Source organism: Promicromonospora aerolata, assembly GCF_042682255.1.
Lineage (GTDB): Bacteria > Actinomycetota > Actinomycetes > Actinomycetales > Cellulomonadaceae > Promicromonospora > Promicromonospora aerolata.
The window spans coordinates 1,472,398-1,491,341 of the sequence record NZ_JBHUHF010000001.1 but is presented as its reverse complement, the minus strand read 5'-3'; the positions used below and the strand labels follow the sequence as shown (position 1 = coordinate 1,491,341).

17 protein-coding genes and 2 pseudogenes are annotated in these 18,944 nt (G+C 73.8%); 6 read left to right on the top strand and 13 right to left on the bottom strand.

Annotated elements, in window-relative coordinates; translation table 11 throughout:
• Positions 1 to 12 precede the first annotated feature (12 nt).
• Positions 13 to 873 carry an SDR family NAD(P)-dependent oxidoreductase gene (locus ACFSL2_RS06810; RefSeq protein WP_377197122.1) on the bottom strand — a complete coding sequence of 287 codons (861 nt, stop codon included), beginning with the start codon at positions 871 to 873 and terminating at the stop codon, positions 13 to 15.
• Positions 874 to 964: 91 nt separating this feature from the next.
• Here ACFSL2_RS06810 and ACFSL2_RS06805 point away from each other — a divergent pair, with 91 nt between their 5' ends.
• On the top strand, positions 965 to 1,570 hold the full coding sequence (locus ACFSL2_RS06805) for an acyl-CoA-like ligand-binding transcription factor (RefSeq protein ID WP_377197121.1): 606 nt from the start codon (positions 965 to 967) through the stop codon (positions 1,568 to 1,570).
• A 57-nt stretch (positions 1,571 to 1,627) separates the two neighbouring features.
• Here ACFSL2_RS06805 and ACFSL2_RS06800 read toward each other — a convergent pair whose 3' ends face one another.
• The 4 genes from ACFSL2_RS06800 to ACFSL2_RS06785 all read right to left on the bottom strand — a co-directional run bounded on the left by ACFSL2_RS06800 (position 1,628) and on the right by ACFSL2_RS06785 (position 3,881).
• Complete coding sequence (locus ACFSL2_RS06800; protein ID WP_377197120.1) at positions 1,628 to 2,311, bottom strand: PAS and ANTAR domain-containing protein; 684 nt, start codon at positions 2,309 to 2,311, stop codon at positions 1,628 to 1,630.
• A gap of 97 nt (positions 2,312 to 2,408) precedes the next feature.
• Entirely contained in the window at positions 2,409 to 2,858 is a 450-nt protein-coding gene (locus ACFSL2_RS06795) for an SRPBCC family protein (RefSeq protein ID WP_377197119.1), read from the bottom strand.
• Complete coding sequence (locus ACFSL2_RS06790; protein ID WP_377197118.1) at positions 2,855 to 3,220, bottom strand: hypothetical protein; 366 nt, start codon at positions 3,218 to 3,220, stop codon at positions 2,855 to 2,857. Before ACFSL2_RS06790 ends, ACFSL2_RS06795 begins: the two co-directional genes overlap by 4 nt.
• A gap of 85 nt (positions 3,221 to 3,305) precedes the next feature.
• Entirely contained in the window at positions 3,306 to 3,881 is a 576-nt protein-coding gene (locus ACFSL2_RS06785) for an iron transporter (protein ID WP_377197117.1), read from the bottom strand.
• Between the two features lie 121 nt (positions 3,882 to 4,002).
• On the opposite strand from ACFSL2_RS06785, the gene ACFSL2_RS06780 reads away from it, so the two are divergent.
• The gene (locus ACFSL2_RS06780) at positions 4,003 to 5,400 is read left to right on the top strand and encodes a threonine/serine exporter family protein (RefSeq protein ID WP_377197116.1); all 1,398 of its coding nucleotides are present in this window, start codon (positions 4,003 to 4,005) and stop codon (positions 5,398 to 5,400) included.
• A 45-nt stretch (positions 5,401 to 5,445) separates the two neighbouring features.
• Here the strand turns inward: ACFSL2_RS06780 and ACFSL2_RS06775 are convergent, their stop codons facing one another.
• From ACFSL2_RS06775 to ACFSL2_RS06740, 8 genes and pseudogenes are all read right to left on the bottom strand, one after another.
• A complete protein-coding gene (locus tag ACFSL2_RS06775) occupies positions 5,446 to 7,422 on the bottom strand; it encodes a thioredoxin domain-containing protein (protein WP_377200779.1) in 1,977 nt (658 codons plus the stop codon).
• Between the two features lie 49 nt (positions 7,423 to 7,471).
• A complete protein-coding gene (locus ACFSL2_RS06770; protein ID WP_377200778.1) occupies positions 7,472 to 7,963 on the bottom strand; it encodes an ATP-binding cassette domain-containing protein in 492 nt (163 codons plus the stop codon).
• Positions 7,912 to 9,147: pseudogene (locus tag ACFSL2_RS06765) on the bottom strand (ABC transporter transmembrane domain-containing protein); the annotation flags it as partial. The gene ACFSL2_RS06770 and the pseudogene ACFSL2_RS06765, both read right to left, overlap by 52 nt.
• Positions 9,144 to 9,989, bottom strand: a complete 846-nt coding sequence (locus ACFSL2_RS06760; RefSeq protein ID WP_377197115.1) for an ABC transporter ATP-binding protein — start codon at positions 9,987 to 9,989, stop codon at positions 9,144 to 9,146. The gene ACFSL2_RS06760 and the pseudogene ACFSL2_RS06765, both read right to left, overlap by 4 nt.
• A 98-nt stretch (positions 9,990 to 10,087) precedes the next feature.
• Positions 10,088 to 10,693, bottom strand: a pseudogene (locus ACFSL2_RS06755) (ABC transporter transmembrane domain-containing protein); the annotation flags it as partial.
• A 130-nt stretch (positions 10,694 to 10,823) separates the two neighbouring features.
• Complete coding sequence (locus tag ACFSL2_RS06750) at positions 10,824 to 11,837, bottom strand: ABC transporter substrate-binding protein (protein WP_377197114.1); 1,014 nt, start codon at positions 11,835 to 11,837, stop codon at positions 10,824 to 10,826.
• Positions 11,834 to 12,655 carry an ABC transporter ATP-binding protein gene (locus ACFSL2_RS06745; RefSeq protein ID WP_377197113.1) on the bottom strand — a complete coding sequence of 274 codons (822 nt, stop codon included), beginning with the start codon at positions 12,653 to 12,655 and terminating at the stop codon, positions 11,834 to 11,836. Before ACFSL2_RS06745 ends, ACFSL2_RS06750 begins: the two co-directional genes overlap by 4 nt.
• Positions 12,652 to 13,806 (bottom strand): FecCD family ABC transporter permease, encoded by a 1,155-nt coding sequence (locus tag ACFSL2_RS06740; protein ID WP_377197112.1) that lies wholly within the window; start codon positions 13,804 to 13,806, stop codon positions 12,652 to 12,654. The genes ACFSL2_RS06745 and ACFSL2_RS06740 overlap by 4 nt, the downstream gene beginning before the upstream one ends.
• A 143-nt stretch (positions 13,807 to 13,949) precedes the next feature.
• Between ACFSL2_RS06740 and ACFSL2_RS06735 the strand changes: the two genes are divergently transcribed.
• From ACFSL2_RS06735 to ACFSL2_RS06720, 4 genes are all read left to right on the top strand, one after another.
• Positions 13,950 to 14,987 carry a DNA topoisomerase IB gene (locus ACFSL2_RS06735; protein ID WP_377197111.1) on the top strand — a complete coding sequence of 346 codons (1,038 nt, stop codon included), beginning with the start codon at positions 13,950 to 13,952 and terminating at the stop codon, positions 14,985 to 14,987.
• 106 nt (positions 14,988 to 15,093) lie between these two features.
• A complete protein-coding gene (locus ACFSL2_RS06730) occupies positions 15,094 to 15,549 on the top strand; it encodes a hypothetical protein (protein ID WP_377197110.1) in 456 nt (151 codons plus the stop codon).
• A 45-nt stretch (positions 15,550 to 15,594) separates the two neighbouring features.
• Positions 15,595 to 16,620, top strand: a complete 1,026-nt coding sequence (locus ACFSL2_RS06725; RefSeq protein ID WP_377197109.1) for a hypothetical protein — start codon at positions 15,595 to 15,597, stop codon at positions 16,618 to 16,620.
• Between the two features lie 174 nt (positions 16,621 to 16,794).
• Complete coding sequence (locus ACFSL2_RS06720) at positions 16,795 to 18,933, top strand: GDSL-type esterase/lipase family protein (RefSeq protein ID WP_377197108.1); 2,139 nt, start codon at positions 16,795 to 16,797, stop codon at positions 18,931 to 18,933.
• The last annotated feature ends 11 nt before the right edge of the window (positions 18,934 to 18,944 follow it).

The following is an 18,944-nucleotide window of genomic DNA, read 5'->3' as shown; positions in this document are numbered from 1 at the left end:
ACGCCGCCCTGGCTACACGGGTTCGGAGAGCCTGCCCGCGAGCAGCTCCTCGGAGCGTTCCCACAACCGCCGCGCGAGATCGGCGTCCAGTGCCTGGGCGTTCCGGGGGGTGCTGTCCCGGCGCTTGTAGTAGTAGGAGCCTGACTGCCAGTCCGCCCCCGGCGTCCCTCCGGCCAGCCACACGATCTGGTCCGCACCCTGTTCGGGCGTGGACAGCACGACCCGACGGATCGCCGGGTTGGCGGTGAGGAAACGGATGAGGCGCATGATCGGACTGGTCGTGTCCGAGGCGAAGTTCGTCGCGACGTTGCCGGGGTAGAAGGAAGCGGCCGAGAGGCCGTTGGCGTGGTAGCGGCGGTGGAGCTCGGTGGTGAACAGGATGTTCTCGAGCTTCGCGGCTCCGTAGGCGCGCACCGGGTCGTAGTTGCGGTCGTGGTCCAGGTCGTCCAGGTGGATCTCCTGGGTGAACCGGACCGTGCTGGAGGTCTGCAGCACGGACGCCCGCGACGCGACGAGCGTGTCGAGAAGCCGCCGCGTGAGCAGGAACGGCGCCAGGTGGTTCACCTGGAACGTCTTCTCGAACCCGTCGACGGTCTTGGTCCGGTCCCCGAAGACCCCGCCCGCGTTGTTGACGAGCACGTCGATCCGCGGATAGGCGGTGCGGAGCTGGTCGGCGAGGCGTTCCACGTCGTCGAGGCGGGTGAAGTCCGCGACGTAGCCGTCGACCTCGAGCTCCGTGGCCACGGTGCGGGTCTTCTCGGGCGAGCGGCCCACGACGACGACGGTGTGCCCGTCCGCATGGAGCCGGCGTGCGGCCGCCGCCCCGATGCCGTCGCTCGCGCCCGTGATGACGACCACCTTGTTATCGCTCATGATTCTCGAACCCCTCGTGGGACTGTCTCGCGGGACTGTGTTCCTAACATGAGACACGGTACCACTTATGGCGTGTAGTACCGTCAAGGTCATGACTGCGAACCAGGCCGGGCAGGGTGTGCGGGCGCGGGCGCGCGAGGCCATGCGTGCCGAGGTCGCTCTGGCGGTCCAGGACCTGGTGCTCGAACGGGGCTACGACGAGACGACGGTGGACGACATCTGCGCGTCCGCCGAGATCTCCCGCAGCACGTTCTTCCGGTACTTCCCCTCCAAGGAGGACGCGCTCTTCGGTACGACCGCCGACGCCGGTGAGCGCCTCCGGGACGCGCTGACGGCGCGACCGGGGAGCGAGACGCCATGGGCAGCCCTGCGGCATGCTCTCGACGCGTTGATCGAGCAGTACGAAGGCCATGACGAGCGCACCCGCCGGCTCACCCGGCTCATCGTGAGCAACCCGGCGCTCGCCGCTCGGCACCGCGAGAAGAACGCTCGATGGCAGGAGCTCCTCCGGCCGGAGGTCGCCCGGCGCATCGGCGCCGACCCGGCCGACGTGTCCGATCCTCGTGCGCACGCGGTGATCGCTTCCGCGCTGGGGTGTGTCGAGGCGGCTCTGGCGGCCTGGACGCAGAGCGCTCGGCCGCAACCGATCGCGACCCTTCTGGACCGTGCCATGGGGGCCACCAGCGCACTCGGCTGAGCGGGGCGCCCGCCTCCGGCGATCACACCAGGCGCACTCCGGTCAGGCGTCCTCCGGTCAGGCGTCCTCGCGTGGGCGGGGGTCGGCCAGCAGCGCGTCGATCGCCTCGGGGGTGGGCAGGTCGGTGACCCCCGGGCCGGAGAACAGGTTCACCAGCGTGTCGGCGATGTCCCGGACGGCGACGTTGGACCGGTTGGACGCGTCCCGCAACATGCCGAACGCCTCCGCGTCGTCGATGCCGTGGACCACCATCAGCACGCCCTTGGCCTGTTCGATCACCGCACGCCGCTCCGCCGACGCCTGGATCGAGGCGGTCGCGTCCCGCGCGGCGGCCGCACGGTGGGAGTTGGTGACGTCGATGAAGTAGCCGTACAGCTCCGTCACCCGGCCGGTCGCCGGATCCCGCTTGCCCTGGCCGGTCACTGCCAGCGTCCGCGTCCTGCCCTGGGCGTCGAGGATGCGGTGCACCGAGCTGAACGTCTGGCCGGTCTCGGCCGCGCGCCGCAGCACGCCGTCCACGTGCCCTTTGTCGTCCGGGTGCTTGTGCGACAGCATCAGCGGTGTCGTCGGTACGACCTCACCCGGCTCGAAGCCGTGCATGAGGTACACCTCGTCCGACCATGCCCACTCGCCCGTCGCCAGGTCGAGCCGGTACCGACCCACGGGTGGCCTGTCGCCCCCGTCGAGTGCCTGCTCGACCTTGCCGAGCGAGACCTCACCAGGAACCTGTGCAGAGTTCATGAGCACCTTCCAGAACGAGTTGCTGAACTGGTGCTCCGAACAGTACGGGAAAGGTGACCGCCGGGCGCGGGTACGCGCGGTCTCGGCGCTTCCCCCTTCACCGGTGCGACGTGCGCGTTCCGTCGTCGCGGTGCGCCAGGGTGGCCAGCGCATCCTTCCAGTGCCCCTCGGCGGCGGCCGCGTGCCGTTCCGTGTCGATGTTCTCCTGGACGACGGTGACGAGCGTGCCGCCGTCGTCGGGCTCGAGGACGATGCGGATCTCGTCGTAGTTCTCGGGAACGTCCTCGAGCCCGTTCAGCGGCGCGAAGTGGGTGAAGTGCAGCAGCCGTGGACGTTCGACCGCGATCACCCGGCCCTTGTCGGCGACCACACGACCGAAGAAGTGGCCCTCGAAGGTGATGGGGCTGCCCGGGCGGAAGTCGGTCTCGATGTTGGCGCCGAGCACCCACCGCGCTCCAGGGTGCATGAGCTCGGCCCAGACCCGTTCGGGCGGCTCGGCGACATGGGTCGTCGCGGTGACGGTGTGCCGCGGCGTGTCGGCGCTCACTTGAACAGCTGGTCCGCCGCGACCGACAGCCGCACCTCGTCGCCTGCGACCGAGGCGATCTGGTCCGCCTCGACGTAGCGGTGTCCGGAGAAGACGCCGGTGGCATCGACCCGGATGAAACCGAGGCGCACCAGGCGCTCCTGCGCCTGCTCGCTCATGCCGCTGTCGGTACTGAAGATGTCGGCGAACGACGTCAGCCAGTTGCCCGACGTCTCGGTCGTCTGACCGGTGCCCGTGACCGCACCGGCGTCGGCCATGCGCACCTCGTCGACGGTGCCCACCTCCTCGCCGGCGGCATCGACCACCGTCATACCCGTGGTGACCTCCCGGATGGGCCCCTCGGGCCCGACGAAATCGGTCATGTCCGTCCTCCTTCGCGTGTGTGCTCGTGATCCTCTGCCGGGGGTCTCCGCCGGGTCGCCGGCCGGCGACCACGGCCGTCCCGGGTCAGCTCGGCGGCTCGACCGGCTCGGCACCGCGCTCGATGGGCACCCCGGAGAACTCGGTGTCGACCGGGTCCGCGAACCGCCGTCCGTTGATCTCGTCGTGCCGCATGAAGGTCGGCGGGTCCACGTGCACGCGCAGCGTGTACTCGCCGTCCTCCGGCAGGTCCCAGTTGCGTGCGTAGTGGTAGAGCATCGGGTGCCAGACCAGCTCCTGCGGGAACGGTCCGAGCTCCCGCCCGTCGGGCGTCACGAGCGTCGCGGTCACGTTCAGGCCGGGGACGAAGCGCCCGTCGGCCCCGTCGCAGACGACGACCTCCACGTGCGCGTTGGCGTCACCCGGGTTGTGCCACACCAGCTCGCCGTCCTCCAGGTGGTACATGCCCTCGGCCTTCTCGATGGCGTAGCCGATCAGGTAGTCGCCGACCCGCTGCGTGCCCCCGGCGTCGGCCACGTCCTGCACCATGTGGTCGAGGGCTTCGCGATAGGCCTTGCCCTGGGCGGCGGCGAGCTGCAGCTGGCGCTCGGTGGCCTCCGACGAGGTGGGGTCCCTCGGCGGTGTGGTGGCTGGTGTCGACATCCGTGCCTCCTCGTCCAGGGTGGTGGTGCTCTCGATGCTCCACCGTCCGGCGGGTCCCCGCATCCGGGGTCGGGGTCATCCCGACGGATGCCGGAGCGCCGACACCTGCAGAATGGGGTGCATGACCCAGCCACCCCGCCGGAGCCTGTACTCGTCGGTGCGCCGAGTGCTGCACGCCGACCCGTCGACGGTCCCGGACACCGAGGTGCAGCCCGCCGTCGACGACGCCATGGTGCTCCGGGCCCTGGACCTGGCGATGCGCATCGGCGAGTCGATGTTCGCCGTCGGGGCGTCGGCCCACGAGGTGACCCTGGCGATCACCCGTGTGGCCGACGCGTACGGGCTCCGCGGTGTGCACGTGGACGTGACCTACACGTCGATCACCCTCTCGTACCACCGCAGCGGCGAGGGGTGGCCGCACACGCTGCTCCGGGTCGTGCGCGTGGCGGCGCCCGACCACACGAAGCTGCAGCGGCTGCAGGCGCTGCTGGTCGAGATCGACGAGGGCAAGAGCCTGGACGAGGCCCGCACCGCGTTCCGGGCGATCCGCCGGGTCCCGTTCCGGTACCGGCCGCCGGTCGTCGTGACCGCACGGGCCCTGCTGGCAGTCGGCGTGAGTATCCTCTCCGGCGGTTCACCGGTGGTCGTGGCGCTCACCTTCGTCGCGGCGCTCGCGGCCGCGGCGACCCAGTCGGGGCTCGCCCGGCTCCGGGTCCCGTCGTTCTTCAGCCAGATCGCCGGCGCCTTCGTCACCACGGTGGTCGCGGTGGCCGTGTCGGCCCTCGCTGCGGCGGGCATCGAGCCGTTCGCCGGGGTGCTGCCCTCCATCATCGTGGCGTCCGGGATCGTGCTCATGCTCTCCGGCCTCATGGTCGTGGGCGCGGCGCAGGACGCGATCGACGGGTTCGCGCTCACGGCCGCTGGACGCGTCCTCGACCTCACGCTCCAGACGCTGGGCCTGGTGGTGGGCATCCTGGCCGGCCTGGAGCTCGGCAGCGTGCTCGGCTACCGGATGACCCTGCCGGACGGGCCGCCACCCTTCGGCCCGCTCCCGAACCAGCTCGCCGGCGCGATCATCATCGCGGTCGCGGTGGCGCTGTTCAACGGCGCCGGCGCCCGCATCATCGCCGTCAGCGCCGTGCTGGGCACGGTCACTGCGCTCGGGCACGCCGCCGGGGTGGCCTCCAACCTGCACGAGGCGGCAGCGAGCGGTGTCGCGGCGCTGCTCGCCAGCTTCGTCGGAGTGCTGATCGCCCACAAGCTGCACGTACCGTCGGTCGCGGTGACGACGGCGGCCATCGTGCCCCTCGTCCCCGGCGGCGCGGTGTTCTACGGGCTGCTCGGCATGGTGCACGCCGACCCGATCTCCGCACCCGGAGGCGGGGCCGGCTCCCTCGTCCTCGCGGCCTCCGTCGGCGTCGGGCTGGCGGCGGGCGCCTCGCTGGGGATCTATCTCGGCACACCCGTCCGGGCCACGCTCGCCAGCGTCGCCCGGTCCAGGGCGCGCGTCCGGCACTGACGGACTGCGTGATCGCGTGGCCGTGGCGGACCGGCCCACGAGCGGTCAGCCGCGCAGCGCCTGCCGGAGGTCCTCGGGGGTCGTCACCGGCCGGTCGCACACGAAACCCCGGCACGCGTAGGCGGCCGCCCGCCCGTCGACGAGGGGGCGCTCCGCCAGCAGGGGGACGTCCGGCGCGTCCGGTACGCCGACGGCGACCACCAGGCCGGGCGACACCGCCCGCCGCGCCACGTGCTCGAGCGCGGCCCGCGCCTCGTCGTCGTGCCCCACGACGGCGACCTGCAGCGGGCCGGCGGCGAGCGCCTCGGCCGTGGCGAGCGTCCAGCCCGCGAACCGTGGCGCCTGCCGGGCCAGGGCGCCCGCGGCGGCCACCGCGGCCTCGGCGGCCCGCCGGTGTCGTGGCGACCCGGTCAGCGCGGCGTAGGTGCCGAGGGCCCCGGCGAGCGCCGACTGCCCCGAGGGCTCCGGGCCGTCGGAGGGGTCCTTGGGCCGGCTCACGAGGCGCTCGGCGTCGTCGGCCACGTCGAAGAACCCGCCTGCGTCGTCGCCGAACCGGGCCAGTGCGGTGTCCAGGAGGTCGCCGGCGGCCCGCAGCCATCGGACCTCGCCCGTCGCCTGGTGCAGCGCGAGGAGCCCCTCGGCGAGGTCGCCATGGTCGGCGGCGACACCCGGCGCGCTCCCGACGACCCCGCCGCGCGACGCCCGCCGCAGGCGCCCGTCGACGAGATGACGGCTCAGGACGAGGTCGGCGCAGGCCCGGGCGGCCTCGACGTGGTCGGGCACGCCGAGCAGGATCCCGGCCTCCGCGAGGGCGGCGATCGCCAGGCCGTTCCATGCCGTGACGACCTTGTCGTCGCGCGCGGGCTGGGGCCGGGCGGCACGGGCGTCGGCCAGCCGGGCCCGCGCTCCCGCCCACCAGTCCGGGTCGGGGTCCTCGTGCCGCTGCAGGGTCGAGGCGCCCTGCTCGAACGTGCCCTGGGCGGTGACGGACAGCACCGCCGCGGCGCGCGCCCCGTCGTCGGGTCCGAGGACGGCGGTGAGCTGTGCCGGGGTCCACACGTAGGTGAGCCCTTCGACGCCGTCGGTGTCGGCGTCGAGCGCGGAGGCGAAGCCGCCCTCGGGCGTGCCCAGGTCCCGGCGGAGGAACTCGGCGCTCTCCCGGGCGACCCGCTCCGCGAGCGGTGATCCCGTCGCGCGGTACAGGTGCAGGTAGACGCGCAGGAGCTGGGCGTTGTCGTACAGCATCTTCTCGAAGTGCGGCACCACCCAGGCGTCGTCCACCGCGTAGCGCGCGAACCCGCCCGCCAGCTGGTCGTAGATGCCGCCGCGGGCCATCGCCGCGCAGGTGCGCTCGACGATGCGCAGTGCGTCGGGATCGGCGGTGCGGGCGTGGTGGCGCAGGAGGTGCTCGAGCGTCATCGACGGCGGGAACTTGGGCGCACCACCGAATCCGCCACGTGCCGGGTCGGCGTCGCGGGCCACGAGCCGTACGGCCCGGTCGAGCGCGGCGTCGTCGAGCGCCTCGGGCGTCAGCCGCGCGGACGTGCGCGCGACGGCGGAGGTGATCGCGGCGCCCTGCTGCTCGACGGCGTCCCGGCGCTCCGTCCAGGCTTCCGTGACCCCGTCGAGCAGCGCGAGGAAGTGTTCGCGCGGGTAGTAGGTGCCGCAGTAGAACGGCTCGCCGTCCGGCGTGAGAAAGCAGGTCATGGGCCAGCCGCCCTGACCCGTCAGCGCGGTCGTCGCGGCCATGTAGACGGCGTCGACGTCCGGCCGCTCCTCCCGGTCCACCTTCACGGCGACGAAGCGAGCGTTGACGGCAGCGGCCACGCCGGCGTCCTCGAACGACTCGTGCGCCATGACGTGGCACCAGTGACAGGCCGCGTACCCGACGGACAGGAGGACCGGGACGTCGCGCCGCCGGGCCTCGGCGAACGCGTCATCACCCCACTCCCGCCAGTCGACCGGATTGTCCGCGTGCTGCAGGAGGTAGGGGCTCGTCGCACTCGCCAGACGGTTCGCCATCCCACCAGCCTGACATCCGGCGCTCGCGGTCGCGCCCGGCGTGACGTCCTCACGGCTCGTGCGCGGGACGCAGGACGACCTCCGAGTGGGCGGCGGCGACGGTGGCCGAGCGGTGTGCCACGAGGAGCGTGGCCCGGTCGGCGGCCCGGCCGAGGACCTCCATGATGACGGCGTCCGCCTCCGGGTCCAGGGACGCCGTCGGCTCGTCGAGGACGAGGACGCGCGGGTCGCGCAGCAGGGCGCGGGCGATCGCCACCCGGGCGCGCTGACCCCGGACAGACCGGTGCCGTGCTCGCCGACGGGCGTGGCCAGTCCGAGCGGGATCCCGCTCGACGCGTCGAGCAGCCCCGCGGCGCGGGCGGCGGCGTCGACCATGTCCGCGGTGGCGGTCGGGTCGCCGAGCGTGATGTTGCTGCGGACGGTGCCGCGCAGCAGCGGTGAGGACTGCGGTACGACGGCGACGAGGTCGCGGAGCGTCGCGTCGGGCAGGCGGCGCAGGTCGGTCCCGTCGATGCGCACGCTTCCGGCGTCGGGGTCCCAGAGGCGCAGCGCGAGCCGTGCGGCGGTGGTCTTGCCCGCACCGGACGGGCCGGTGAGCGCGACGATCTCGCCGGGCCGGACGTGCAGGCTGAACCGGTCGAGCACGGGCCGGTGCCCGTCGTAGGTGAACGTGACCTGGTCCAGGACGAGCCCTTCCTCGTCGGCGACCGCGGGCTCGGCCCGTCCGGCAGAGGGCCCGCCGGCGGGCGCGCCGACGGGCTCGTCGGCGGGCTCGTCGACGGCGGGCCGGGTGGCGAGCACGTCGGTGATCCGTTCCGCGGAGGCGCGCAGGGTCCCGGCGCTGCGCAGCAGGTCGGCGATCTGTGCCGCCGGGCCGAGCCCGGCGACGGCCACCGTGACGGCGAGCGGGATGGCGGCGGGGGCGATCGCCCCGCGGTCGAGCAGCACGATGCCGAGCGTGCCGAGTGCCGCGGCGGCCAGGGTCGCGTCGGCGATGCCGCGCTCGAGGCCCAGGCGGGCGGCCTCCCTGGCCTGGGTGCGGGCGAGAGTGCGGGTGTCCTCGGTGATGCGGTCGAGCTGGGCGTCGAGGGCGTCGGCGCCCGTGAGCTCACGCAGCCCCCGGACGGTGTCGAGCAGGTCCGACCGCACCGTGGCGGCGCCGGCCGCGAGCGCCGCGCTGTCGCGGCGCGCCCGGCGTGCGGTCGCCAGGGGTACCGCGACACCGACCACGAGCAGGGGAACCCACACGAGCAGCAGCAGCGGGCTGAGCGAGACGGAGACGGCGGTGCTGACCGACAGGACGAGCAGCGCGCTGAGGGTCTGCGCGGCGGTGTGCGCGTAGAGCCATTCGAGCGTCTCGATGTCGGTGACGATCGTGGTCACGAGGTCACCGGTGCGCCGCCCGCGGGTGCGGGCCGGGAGCGCGTGCCGCAGGGCGTCGAAGACCCGGCCGCGCAGCGTGCCGATGAGCCGGTACGCCAGGTCGTGGGACACCCAGGACTCGCGCCAGGCCGCCGCGGCGGCTATGAGGCCCAGGGCGGTCAGCGTGAGGGCGGGGAGCCGCAGGGCCACGGGCTCGCCGGCCATGACGTGGCCGACGGCGACGGCGAGGCCGAGGGCGATCGTGAGCACGACGGTCTGGCTGACGACGCTCCACAGCACGGTCTCGACGAACAGGCCGCGGCGGGTGGCGATGACGGGCAGCAGCCGCAGGACCGCCCTCATCGGACGCCGCTCGCGGTGCGCGCCGGCAGCGTGGGCGGCCCGTCGCCGTACGCCACGGCGCGCCCGTCCCGGAGCGCCACCCACCGGTCGGCGTGGACGCAGGCGCTCTCCCGGTGGGCAATGAGGACCGTCGTGCGGTGGGGTGAGGCGGCGGCGACGGCATCCATGACGCGCCGCTCGGTGTCCGGGTCGAGCGCGGAGGTGACCTCGTCGAGCACCAGCACGGGAGCGGGCGACAGCAGCCCCCGGGCGATGGCGAGCCGTTGCCGCTGCCCGCCGGAGAGCTGCTCCCCGTTCTCGGCCAGCACGGTGTCGTACCCGGCGGGCAGGGCGCGGACCACGTCGTGGACGTCGGCGACCGTGCAGGCGCGCTCGATCTCGGCGTCGGTGGCCTCGGGCCGGTAGAGGCGCAGGTTGTCGCGCACCGTCCACGCGAACAGGGTGGGGTCCTGCGGCACGACGACGACGCTGCGGCTGCGGGCTCGCCGGGTGTAGTCGCGCAGGTCGACGTCGTCGACCTGCAGCCGCCCGGTGCCGGGGTCGATCTCGCGTTCCAGCAGGCGCGCCAGCGTGCTCTTGCCCGACCCGGACGGGCCGACGACGGCGAGGCGCTCGCCGGGCCGCACCTGCAGGCTGAGGCCGTCGAGCCCGGTCCCCGTCCGGGGTAGTGGTAGGTGACGTCGTCGAGCTCGACCGCGCCGGCGGTGGCGGGTACCGCGTGGGTGCCGTCGTCGGCGAGGGCCGGGGGCCGCGAGAGGAGCCGGTCGAGGCCGTCGACGGCGGTCAGACCGAGGTACCCGGCGTGCCAGGTGGTGCCCAGGTCCTGCACGGGCCGGAAGCACTCGCGGGCCAGCAGGAGCACGGTCACGGCGGCCGGGCCGCGCAAGTCACCGGAGAGCACCGCGGCCAGGGCGGCGACCACGGCGAGGACGGTGCCCAGGTGCATGGCCACGCCGCTCACGAAGGTCTCGACGAGCGAGAGGCGCAGCTGGGCCATGGTGGAGCCGCGCAGCTGGTCCGCGTCGGCGGCGAGCCGGGCGCCGACCCGCCCGGTCGCCCCGAAGGCGCGCAGCAGCGGGATGTGCTGCAGCGCCTCGACGTAGTCGGAGGAGAGCCGCGTGAACCGGTCCCACCGGCGCCGTCCGGTGCGCAGCAGCCGCGCGTCCCATGCTCGCGGTGCGAGCACCGCGAGCGCGACGGCGCCCGCGAGGACGGCTCCGGCTCCGGCCGAGTACGCCAGGACGAGCGTGACGACGACGGCGGGGACGACGAGCACGACGATCAGCTGCGGCAGGTAGCGGGTGTAGTAGGCGTCCAGGCCGTCCACCCCGTCGAGGACCGTCGCCGTGTCCTGCCCGGAGTCCCGTTCGGCGACCGGCACCCCGCCGAGCCGGGTCAGCAGGCGCCGGCGGAGCCGGATGCGCACGGCGGCCCCGAGGCGGGCCGCGAGGGGCTCGCGCGCCCCCGTCAGCACGCCCCGGACCAGGGTGATCCCGGCCAGCGCCGCCACGGCGGGCAGCGGGTCGCCCGCGCCCCGGACGAGCACCGCGATGACCGACCCCGCGGCGATCGCGAACGCCACGTGCAGGGCGGACAGGGCGACGCCGAGACCGGCCAGGGCGATGATCACGCCCGGCACGGCTCCGGCGAGCTGGAGCAGGCGGCGGTGGACCACCTCAGAACGCGCTGGGGTAGAGCCGCTCGGCGATGTCCCGGACGATCGAGATGTTGCCGAGGGTGCCGGGGAACACGTCCGCGCTCGAGACGGCGATCAGGCGGTCCTTCCGTACGGCGGGCATGTCCGGGAACGTGGTCGTCAGGTAGTCGCGGGTCGCGGCCTCGTGCTCCTCGTCGTAGACGGAGAACACGAGCGCGTCGGGCTCGGCCGCGGCGAGGGACTCCGGGGTGATCGTCGCGGCGAAGAACTCGGCGAACGCCGGGTCGTCGGGGCCGTAGACGTTGTCGGCTCCGGCGCGGCGCAGGATGTCGTGCTCGATGCCCGCGCCGATGGCCTGCAGGGTGGTGCCCTCGACGTACACCTGGGCCACCCGGAGCGGTTCGACGTCGGCGACCGCGGCGGCGACCTCGTCCAGCGTCGCCTCGCTCTCCGTGACGAGATCTTCCGCCTCGGCACGGACGCCGAAGATCTCCCCGACGTTCTCCAGGTCGTCGAACAGGTCCGTGACCTCGCCGGTCATCCGCCGGTCCGCACAGCCGCCGGTGGCGACGTAGACGGCCGCACCGGCCTGCTCGAGCTGGTCGATGCCGGCGAAGCCCTGCTCGGCGGTGAACTCGTAGGTGGTCGGCGAGTACACGAAGTCGGGCTCGACCGCGAGAAGGTCCTCCCGGCTGGGCGGCATGGCCCCACCGAGGACGGGGACCTCCTCGGCGAGCGGGGCGACGTCGTCGGGCAAGGCCTGCTGCTGCGCCTGGGCCTGTCCCGCGAGACGGTCGGCCAGCCCGAGGCGCAGCAGCAGCTCGGTCTGCGCCGGGTGCATGCCGACCGCCGCCTCGGGAGCGCCCTCCACGGTCACCTCGCGACCGCAGTTCTCCACGGTCACGGCCTGGCCCGTGCCGGTCTGGCCAGGGGCCGGGGTGACCGCCGACCCGCAGCCGGCGAGGAGCAGGGCCCCGGCGGCGAGCGCGGCGGCTGCGGCGGGGCGGGTACGTGCGTGCGATGGGGGAGTCATCCGGGAACGCTGCTTTCTGGAAGGGGTTCATGGGTCGGGACGGCGGCGTCGGCGGCGGTGGTGAGCCGGCTGAACGCGAAGACCGGTGCGTCGGTGTCCCCGTGCACCCGGACGTCGACGTCGAAGGTGGTACGGATCAGCTCCGGGGTCAGCACACGAGCGGGCGGTCCGGCGGCGACGAGGCGGCCGCCGTCGAGCACCACCACCTGGTCGCAGTACCGGACCGCGAGGTTCAGGTCGTGCAACGCGGCGAGCACGGTGCGGCCGAGGCTGCGCACGGTCGTCATCAGCTCGTGCTGGTGGCTGATGTCCAGGTGGTTGCTCGGCTCGTCGAGCACCAGCACGGGACTCTCCTGGGCGAGGGCGCGGGCGAGCATGACGCGCTGCCGCTGGCCGCCGGAGAGGGTGGCGACCATGCGGTCGGCCAGCTCGGTGGTCCCGGTGCGGCGCATGGCGTCGGCGACGACGTCGAGGTCCGTGGAGGTGTCCCGCCCGAACGCCGCGTGGTGCGGGACGCGGCCGAGCAGCACCGTCTCCTCGACGCTGAGGTCGAAGTCGGTGGGCGGGTCCTGCAGCATCACCGCCACCGCCCGGGCCGCGCGGCGTCCCGTCAGCTGCTGGACGTCCTGCCCGTCGAGCCGCACGGTGCCGTGCGTGGGCCGCACCGCCCGGTAGAGCGTGCGGAGCAGCGAGGACTTGCCGCTGCCGTTCGGCCCGACCAGACCGACCACCGTTCCGGGCTCGACGGCCAGCGACGCCCGCTGGACGACGTCGCGGCCCCCGAGGCGCACGGTGACGTCGTCGAAGTTCACCCTCATCGGCCGAACCCCGCCCGCTCGGCGTCGCCGCGGCGCATCAGCCAGAGGAAGAACGGAGCACCGACGAACGCGGTGAGGATGCCCAACGGGATCTCGGTCGGGGCGGCCACGGTACGGGCCAGCAGGTCGGCCGCCGTCAGGAACACGGCCCCGCCCAGCACCGTGACCGGCAGCATCCGCCGGTGGTCCGCGCCCACCGCGATGCGCGCGATGTGCGGAATCACGAGCCCGACGAACCCGATCCCGCCGGCGACCGACACCACCGTGCCGGTCAGCAGCGACGCCACCACGAGCAGCAGCGCGCGCAGGCGGGCGGCGTCCACCCCCAGGGAGACCGCCGACTCGTCGCCGGTCATGAGCGCGTTGAGCGACCGCGAGAGCAGCGCGGCGGCCACACAGGCCACAGCGAGCGCGACCGCGGGGCCGACGAGGCTGGCCATGGTCGCCGCCGAGACGCTCCCGAGCAGGAAGAACAGCACGCTCACCACGTTCTGCGCGCTGGTGGAGATGGTCAGATAGCTCGTGACGGCGCTGAACAGCGTGCCCAGCGCCACACCCGCGAGGATCATCCGGGTGGGGGACAGGCTGCCGTTCTTGCGCGCCAGCGTGGCCACGCACGCGCAGGCGCCCAGCGCGCCGGCGAAGGCCGCGACGTTCAAGGACAGCCCGCCCAGCGCGGCAGAGCCGAGCACGATCACCAGCACCGCGCCCACGCTCGCCCCGGAGGAGACCCCGAGGATGTAGGGCTCTGCCAGGGGGTTGCGGACCGTGACCTGCATCAGGGCGCCCGCCAGCGCGAGCCCGGCGCCGGCCAGGCCGGCCAGCAGCGCCCGGGGCAGGCGGAACTGCCAGACCGCCTGGTCCTGGAGCGGCGTGAGCGACCCGTCGGACATCCACGGCATGCCCGGCAGCAGGTGCCCGAGCACGATCTGCGCGGCCTGCGCCGGGCTCACCGCCACCGAGCCGACCGCGCCCGAGACCACCACCAGCAGGCACGCGGCGACGGCCAGCGCGAGACAGAGCAGCCACGTGCGGCGGGCCAGGCGGCGACGGGCGCGGCCGGGCGGGGTCGAACCGACCTCGACGCTCTCGGGGCGGGGCGCCTGCGCAGGCGGGTTCAGCAGCACGGACGGAACGGTACTGATAATCATTCTCAGACGCAAACAGGGCGAACCGGCACGCCTCGCTCCCGGGTGCGACCGCCGCTCCGTCGGATGCCAGCGGGGGCCGGTCGGTCCATAGTGGCTGGAGAGCGAGGCCGGCCGGAGTGCCAGGCGGGCAGGAGGGGGTGGCGATGCGGGACGTCGAGGACCTGCTCACCCACAGCTGCGACGCCGACCGCGGCATCCACCGCCGGCGGCACGGCAGGGGGTTCACCTACGTGGACCACCGCGGTGACCGGGTCACCGACCCGGAGGTGCTCGCGCGGATCCGTGCGCTCGCGGTCCCGCCCGCGTGGACCGACGTGTGGATCTGCCGCGAGGCCACGGGCCACGTCCAGGCGACGGGGCGGGACGCGAAGAACCGCAAGCAGTACCTGTACCACCGCCGGTGGCGCGAGCACCGCGACGCCGCCAAGTTCCAGGAGCTGCTCGGGTTCGGCGAGGGGCTCGTGCCGCTGCGCCGGCGCGTCGACGCGGACCGGCGCGCGCCGCGGCTCGGCCTGGAGCGTGTGGTCGCGACCGTCGTCTGGCTGCTCGACGCGACGCTGGTCCGGGTGGGCAACGACGAGTACGTCCGGTCCGGCGAGTCGTTCGGGCTGACGACGCTACGAAACCGGCACGCCACGGTCGACGGGGCCGAGGTGCGGTTCCGGTTCCCGGGCAAGTCCGGCACGCCGCACGACGTCGTGGTCCAGGACCGGCGGGTCGCCAACATCGTCCGCCGCTGCCGGGAGCTCCCCGGCCAGCAGCTGCTGCAGTACGTGGACGGCGACGAGGTCCGGAGCGTCGGGTCCCGCGACGTCAACGACTACCTCGGCCGGGTGACCGCGGCCGAATACACCGCCAAGACGTTCCGCACGTGGGGAGCCAGCGCGGTCGCGCTCGGCCACCTGCGCCGCCTCGAACCGGCAAGCCGGAGGGAGCACGAGGCGCACCGTGCCGAGGCCGTCCGGATCGCCGCGGCCCACCTCCACAACACGCCCGCGGTGTGCCGCAAGAGCTACATCCACCCCGCGATCCTCGCCGACGACCGCGACGATCTCGACCGCCTCATCGAACGGTCGCGCGCCAACGCCGTCCGGACGTCGCGCTGGATGGACGCCGACGAGCGCGCCCTGCTGAAGTTCCTGACGGCCGCGGAGGACGCGCACCATGCCCCCGCCGCCTGACCGTGCCACCGCCCCGACGACAACGGACATCACTGCCGGGCCCCCGAATCCTGACCAATCCGCTTTGATGGGTCGATACCACCTTCGACGTCAAGGAGATCCCAGGATGACCCAGACAGCCCAGGTCGGCACCGTCTACCAGACCAGCCAGGAGCTTCTCGACGCCGACCTGCCCCGTCTCAGCGTCGTGCTGGACGCCAGCGGGTACGCGGTCCAGCGGGACGCCGACGGCAACTGGTACAGCGTGTCCTCCGTGGGCCCGGGGGATCTCGCCGAGATCTACACCCTCATCCATGTGCCCGCCGCGACGCTCCCGACCACCTACGGTTCGGTCGTCATCGCCGACAACGGCACGCCCTTCATGCGCCGCTGGGACGCGGCGACGGACGACCGCTTCGGTCTGGAGCACTGGATCGGGCCCGACGGGGTCAGCGTGACGGCCGACCATCTGCGGCGCCTCGGCATCGCCCGGGCCTGGGACGCCGGAGCGTCCAACGGAGCCGCGCGAGCCGGCGGCCGGCGTGCGCGAGCACACGCGGCCGAGCGCACCGCGGCGCGATGAGGCCGGGTACGCGACATTTCACCCATAACCGCTATCGTTCCTGTCGTGAGGGAGAACCCGAGGCCGACCCGCCACCTGGAGCACATCGAACAGGAACGGGTCGGCGTGCCGATACCCGGTGCCGCGCACGGATGGTCCTCGGCGTGGGCGGCGGACGGGACCGCACCGGACGAGGCGACGCCCGACGGTGACGCCACGCCAACCCCGGCGGACGATGCCGGCCCCGATGTCGGCCCTGATGCCGACACGGAGCCGCGGCGCTCGCGGCTGCGGTACCTGGTGGCGGGCGGTGTGACGCTCGGCGTGGTCGCGCTGGGCGTCGGCGGAGCGCTGGCGCTGCGGGGGGACGAACCGAGCGAGGCCGGTGCCGCCACGACCGTCACCGAGGTGCTGGACCTGCCGGCGATCGTCCCGGGCGACCAGGCGTCGGACGGCGCCACGGGCCTGGACCCGCGCGTGACCGAGGCGCGCACCCTGCTGGCCGACGCGGTCGAGGAGGGCGAGGCGGTCCACGCCCAGGCGGCCGCGCGGAGCGCGGTGTCGTCGTCGGCCCTGCAAGCCCTGCGCGACGCGCTCGACGCCGGCGCGCAGGCCCTGGACCGACAGCCGCCGGGCGGGGAGAGCCCTGAGCCGCGCACCGTCGACTACCTCGGGACCCTCGACGCGCGCCGTTCGGCGATCCTCGACGCGGCGGCCGACATCACGGCAGCCCGACCGGCCCTACCGGGTTCGACGACGCCGTGGTCGTCCCCGGGCAGCGGGTCGGAGGGCACGTCGGTGACCGGCCCGTCGCCCGACGAGGACGGCGCGGACGAGGGCGGCGGGGGGAGCGGCGATCCGGGCGGTGGGGAGACCGGCGGCGACTCCGAGGGTGGCGGCACGGATGACAGCGGCAGCTCGGGCGGGAGCACGCCGACGCCGACCGCCACCACGCCGCCGACCACGGAGCCGACGCCGGAGCCGAGCGCCGATCCCACGCCCAGTCCGAGCCCCGACCCGGAGCCGGAGCCCTCGGTCTCTCCCACGGCCACGGCCTCGGCGAGCCCGGCCGGCACCGCGCCGCCCGCCTGACGACGGGCTCGCACCAGGCACTTCACAATGTCGTACGGATCTTTACAACGTCGTACGCAGGCGGCAGGATGGCTGCCCTGGCGGGGATTGAATCCATTTAATGCCCGCCGCTCGGGCTCCGACGGTGGGGCCCGGCCCGGTCCGACTCGACGACGAGACGACAAGGTGATCCCCATGCAGAATTTTCCAGGGCGCGCTCCTGACAGGATAGAAAGCGCTTACCGGCCACGGTCCGGACCCGGGGCGCCCCGGCCCGCCCGGGCCGCCCGACCGGTCGTGGCCGGCCTGGCCGCCGCGGCGCTCGCGCTCCCGCTGGTGGCGACGGTGGCTGCCGCGGCGGAGGCCGCGGCGCCGACGGCGGTCCGGGTGGCGCACGCCGAACCCGGCGCGCTCCACCTTCGCTGGAACGCGGTGCCGGACGCCGCAGGCTACGTCCTGACCCGGAGCGACACGCTCGACGGCGAGTACACCGAGATCGCCCGTACCGACGAGCGGACCGTCTTCGCGACCGACGCCGAGGCCGACACGTCGGCGGTGAACTACTACCGCGTGCGCACCATCGGCGCGGACGGCGAGTCCGCACCGTCGGCGGCCGCCGTCGGCACGCTGGTGGGCGGCGGCGTGCCCGACCCGACGTTCCCCGACGACGGCGTGCTCACCCTCGACCTGGGCAGCGGTACGACGGCCGCGGGAGCGGTAGCGATCGATGCCGGCACGATGTACGGCGCCGACGAGCGGATCGGGTTCGTCGACCCCGGCGAGGTCACCGCCACCGATCGCGGCGGCGCCGATGCGCTGCGCTCCGACTTCGTCACCGTCGGCGACACCGAGCTGGTCGCCGACCTGCCGAACGGCGACTACCGCGTCGGCCTGGTCTCCGGCGACTCCGAGGGCGCCACCGACATCGCCATCACCGCCGAGCAGATGGCGAAGGTCCAGGCGACCGAGAAGCCGGCCGGCCAGTACCTCGAGATGGAGTTCGACATCGCGCTGGTCGACGGCCAGCTCAACCTCGAGCTCTCCGGGTCGGCGGCGAACCTCGCCGCGCTGACCCTCACGCGGATCTCGCCCCGCGAGGCTGCGTCCCGGCCCACCGTGTACGTCACGGGTGACTCGACCGTGCAGACGTACGACGAGTACTGGGCGCCGCAGGCCGGCTGGGGGCAGATGCTCGACCGGTTCCTCCCGGACGACATCGCGGTCGACAACCACGCGATCGGTGGCCGGTCGTCGAAGAACTTCATCAGCCAGGGCCGCCTCGACGAGGTCCTGACCGAGATCAGGCCGGGCGACTACCTGTACGTGCAGTTCGGGCACAACGACAACTCGTACGGCGTGGACGACCGGTACGCGGCACCCGCCGACTACCGCAACTACCTGCGCGCCTATGTCGAGGGCGCCCGGCAGCGCGGAGCCACGCCGATCCTCGTCACCCCCGTGTCGCGGCGCAGCTTCGACGCCTCGGGGCAGGCGAACGTCTCCTTCCCGCAGTACGTCGAGCAGGCGACCGCCCTCGCGGCGGAGACGGGCGTGCCCCTGGTCGACCTCTCGGCGTCCAGCCGCCAGTACCTGACCGAGATCGGCCCGGAGGAGGCCAGGTCCGTCTTCCTGCACGTCCCGGCCGGCGTCTACCCGAACCGGCCCGACGGCACGTCGGACGACACCCACTTCCAGGCCTACGGGGCCATCCAGATGGCCCGCCTCGTCGCGCGGGGCACCGCGGGCCTGGACGTGCCGCTCGCGGACGAGGTCGTCGACACCGCACCGCCGGCCGAGGTTCCGCTGCGGCCGGCCGGCGTGGTCGCCGGCGGGGTCAGCGCCTCCGGTGCCACGCTGAGCTGGACCGCGGTGGAGGGCGCGGACATCTACCGCGTGTACGCCAAGACCTCGGACGCCCCGGAGGGCGCCTTCGCCCTCGTGACCACGTCGACGATCGCCCTGGCGGACGTCACCGGCCTCGACCAGGGCACGGCGTACGACCTGCGGGTGGTGGCGGTCAACCGCCGTGGCGAGTCCGAACCGTCGGACGTGGTGTCCCTCACCACGAAGGCGCCGCTGCTCGCCTTCGACGTCCAGCTCGCCGGGGGGCCCACGAAGAGCGGCTACACGGCGCTCGACCAGAACACGCTCTACACCCAGGAGCTGGGCTACGGGTTCACCTCGGCCGCCGGCCCGGGCGGTCGTGACCGGGGGACCGGCGACGGGGCCCTGGACGACCTGCAGCGTGACTTCCTGCTGCCGAGCAGCACCACGCCCCTGCGGTTCGACGTGCCGAACGGCACCTATGCCGTCGAGGTGGTCTGGGCGACCTGATCGGCACGGCA

Bases quoted from the DNA above. Each gene is read 5' to 3' on its own strand.
- ACFSL2_RS06810 (WP_377197122.1), bottom strand. From the start codon at position 873: ATGAGCGATAACAAGGTGGTCGTCATCACGGGCGCGAGCGACGGCATC.
- ACFSL2_RS06805 (WP_377197121.1), top strand. From the start codon at position 965: ATGACTGCGAACCAGGCCGGGCAGGGTGTGCGGGCGCGGGCGCGCGAG.
- ACFSL2_RS06800 (WP_377197120.1), bottom strand. From the start codon at position 2,311: ATGAACTCTGCACAGGTTCCTGGTGAGGTCTCGCTCGGCAAGGTCGAG.
- ACFSL2_RS06790 (WP_377197118.1), bottom strand. From the start codon at position 3,220: ATGACCGATTTCGTCGGGCCCGAGGGGCCCATCCGGGAGGTCACCACG.
- ACFSL2_RS06785 (WP_377197117.1), bottom strand. From the start codon at position 3,881: ATGTCGACACCAGCCACCACACCGCCGAGGGACCCCACCTCGTCGGAG.
- ACFSL2_RS06780 (WP_377197116.1), top strand. From the start codon at position 4,003: ATGACCCAGCCACCCCGCCGGAGCCTGTACTCGTCGGTGCGCCGAGTG.
- ACFSL2_RS06775 (WP_377200779.1), bottom strand. From the start codon at position 7,422: ATGGCGAACCGTCTGGCGAGTGCGACGAGCCCCTACCTCCTGCAGCAC.
- ACFSL2_RS06750 (WP_377197114.1), bottom strand. From the start codon at position 11,837: ATGACTCCCCCATCGCACGCACGTACCCGCCCCGCCGCAGCCGCCGCG.
- ACFSL2_RS06745 (WP_377197113.1), bottom strand. From the start codon at position 12,655: ATGAGGGTGAACTTCGACGACGTCACCGTGCGCCTCGGGGGCCGCGAC.
- ACFSL2_RS06740 (WP_377197112.1), bottom strand. From the start codon at position 13,806: ATGATTATCAGTACCGTTCCGTCCGTGCTGCTGAACCCGCCTGCGCAG.
- ACFSL2_RS06735 (WP_377197111.1), top strand. From the start codon at position 13,950: ATGCGGGACGTCGAGGACCTGCTCACCCACAGCTGCGACGCCGACCGC.
- ACFSL2_RS06730 (WP_377197110.1), top strand. From the start codon at position 15,094: ATGACCCAGACAGCCCAGGTCGGCACCGTCTACCAGACCAGCCAGGAG.
- ACFSL2_RS06720 (WP_377197108.1), top strand. From the start codon at position 16,795: ATGCAGAATTTTCCAGGGCGCGCTCCTGACAGGATAGAAAGCGCTTAC.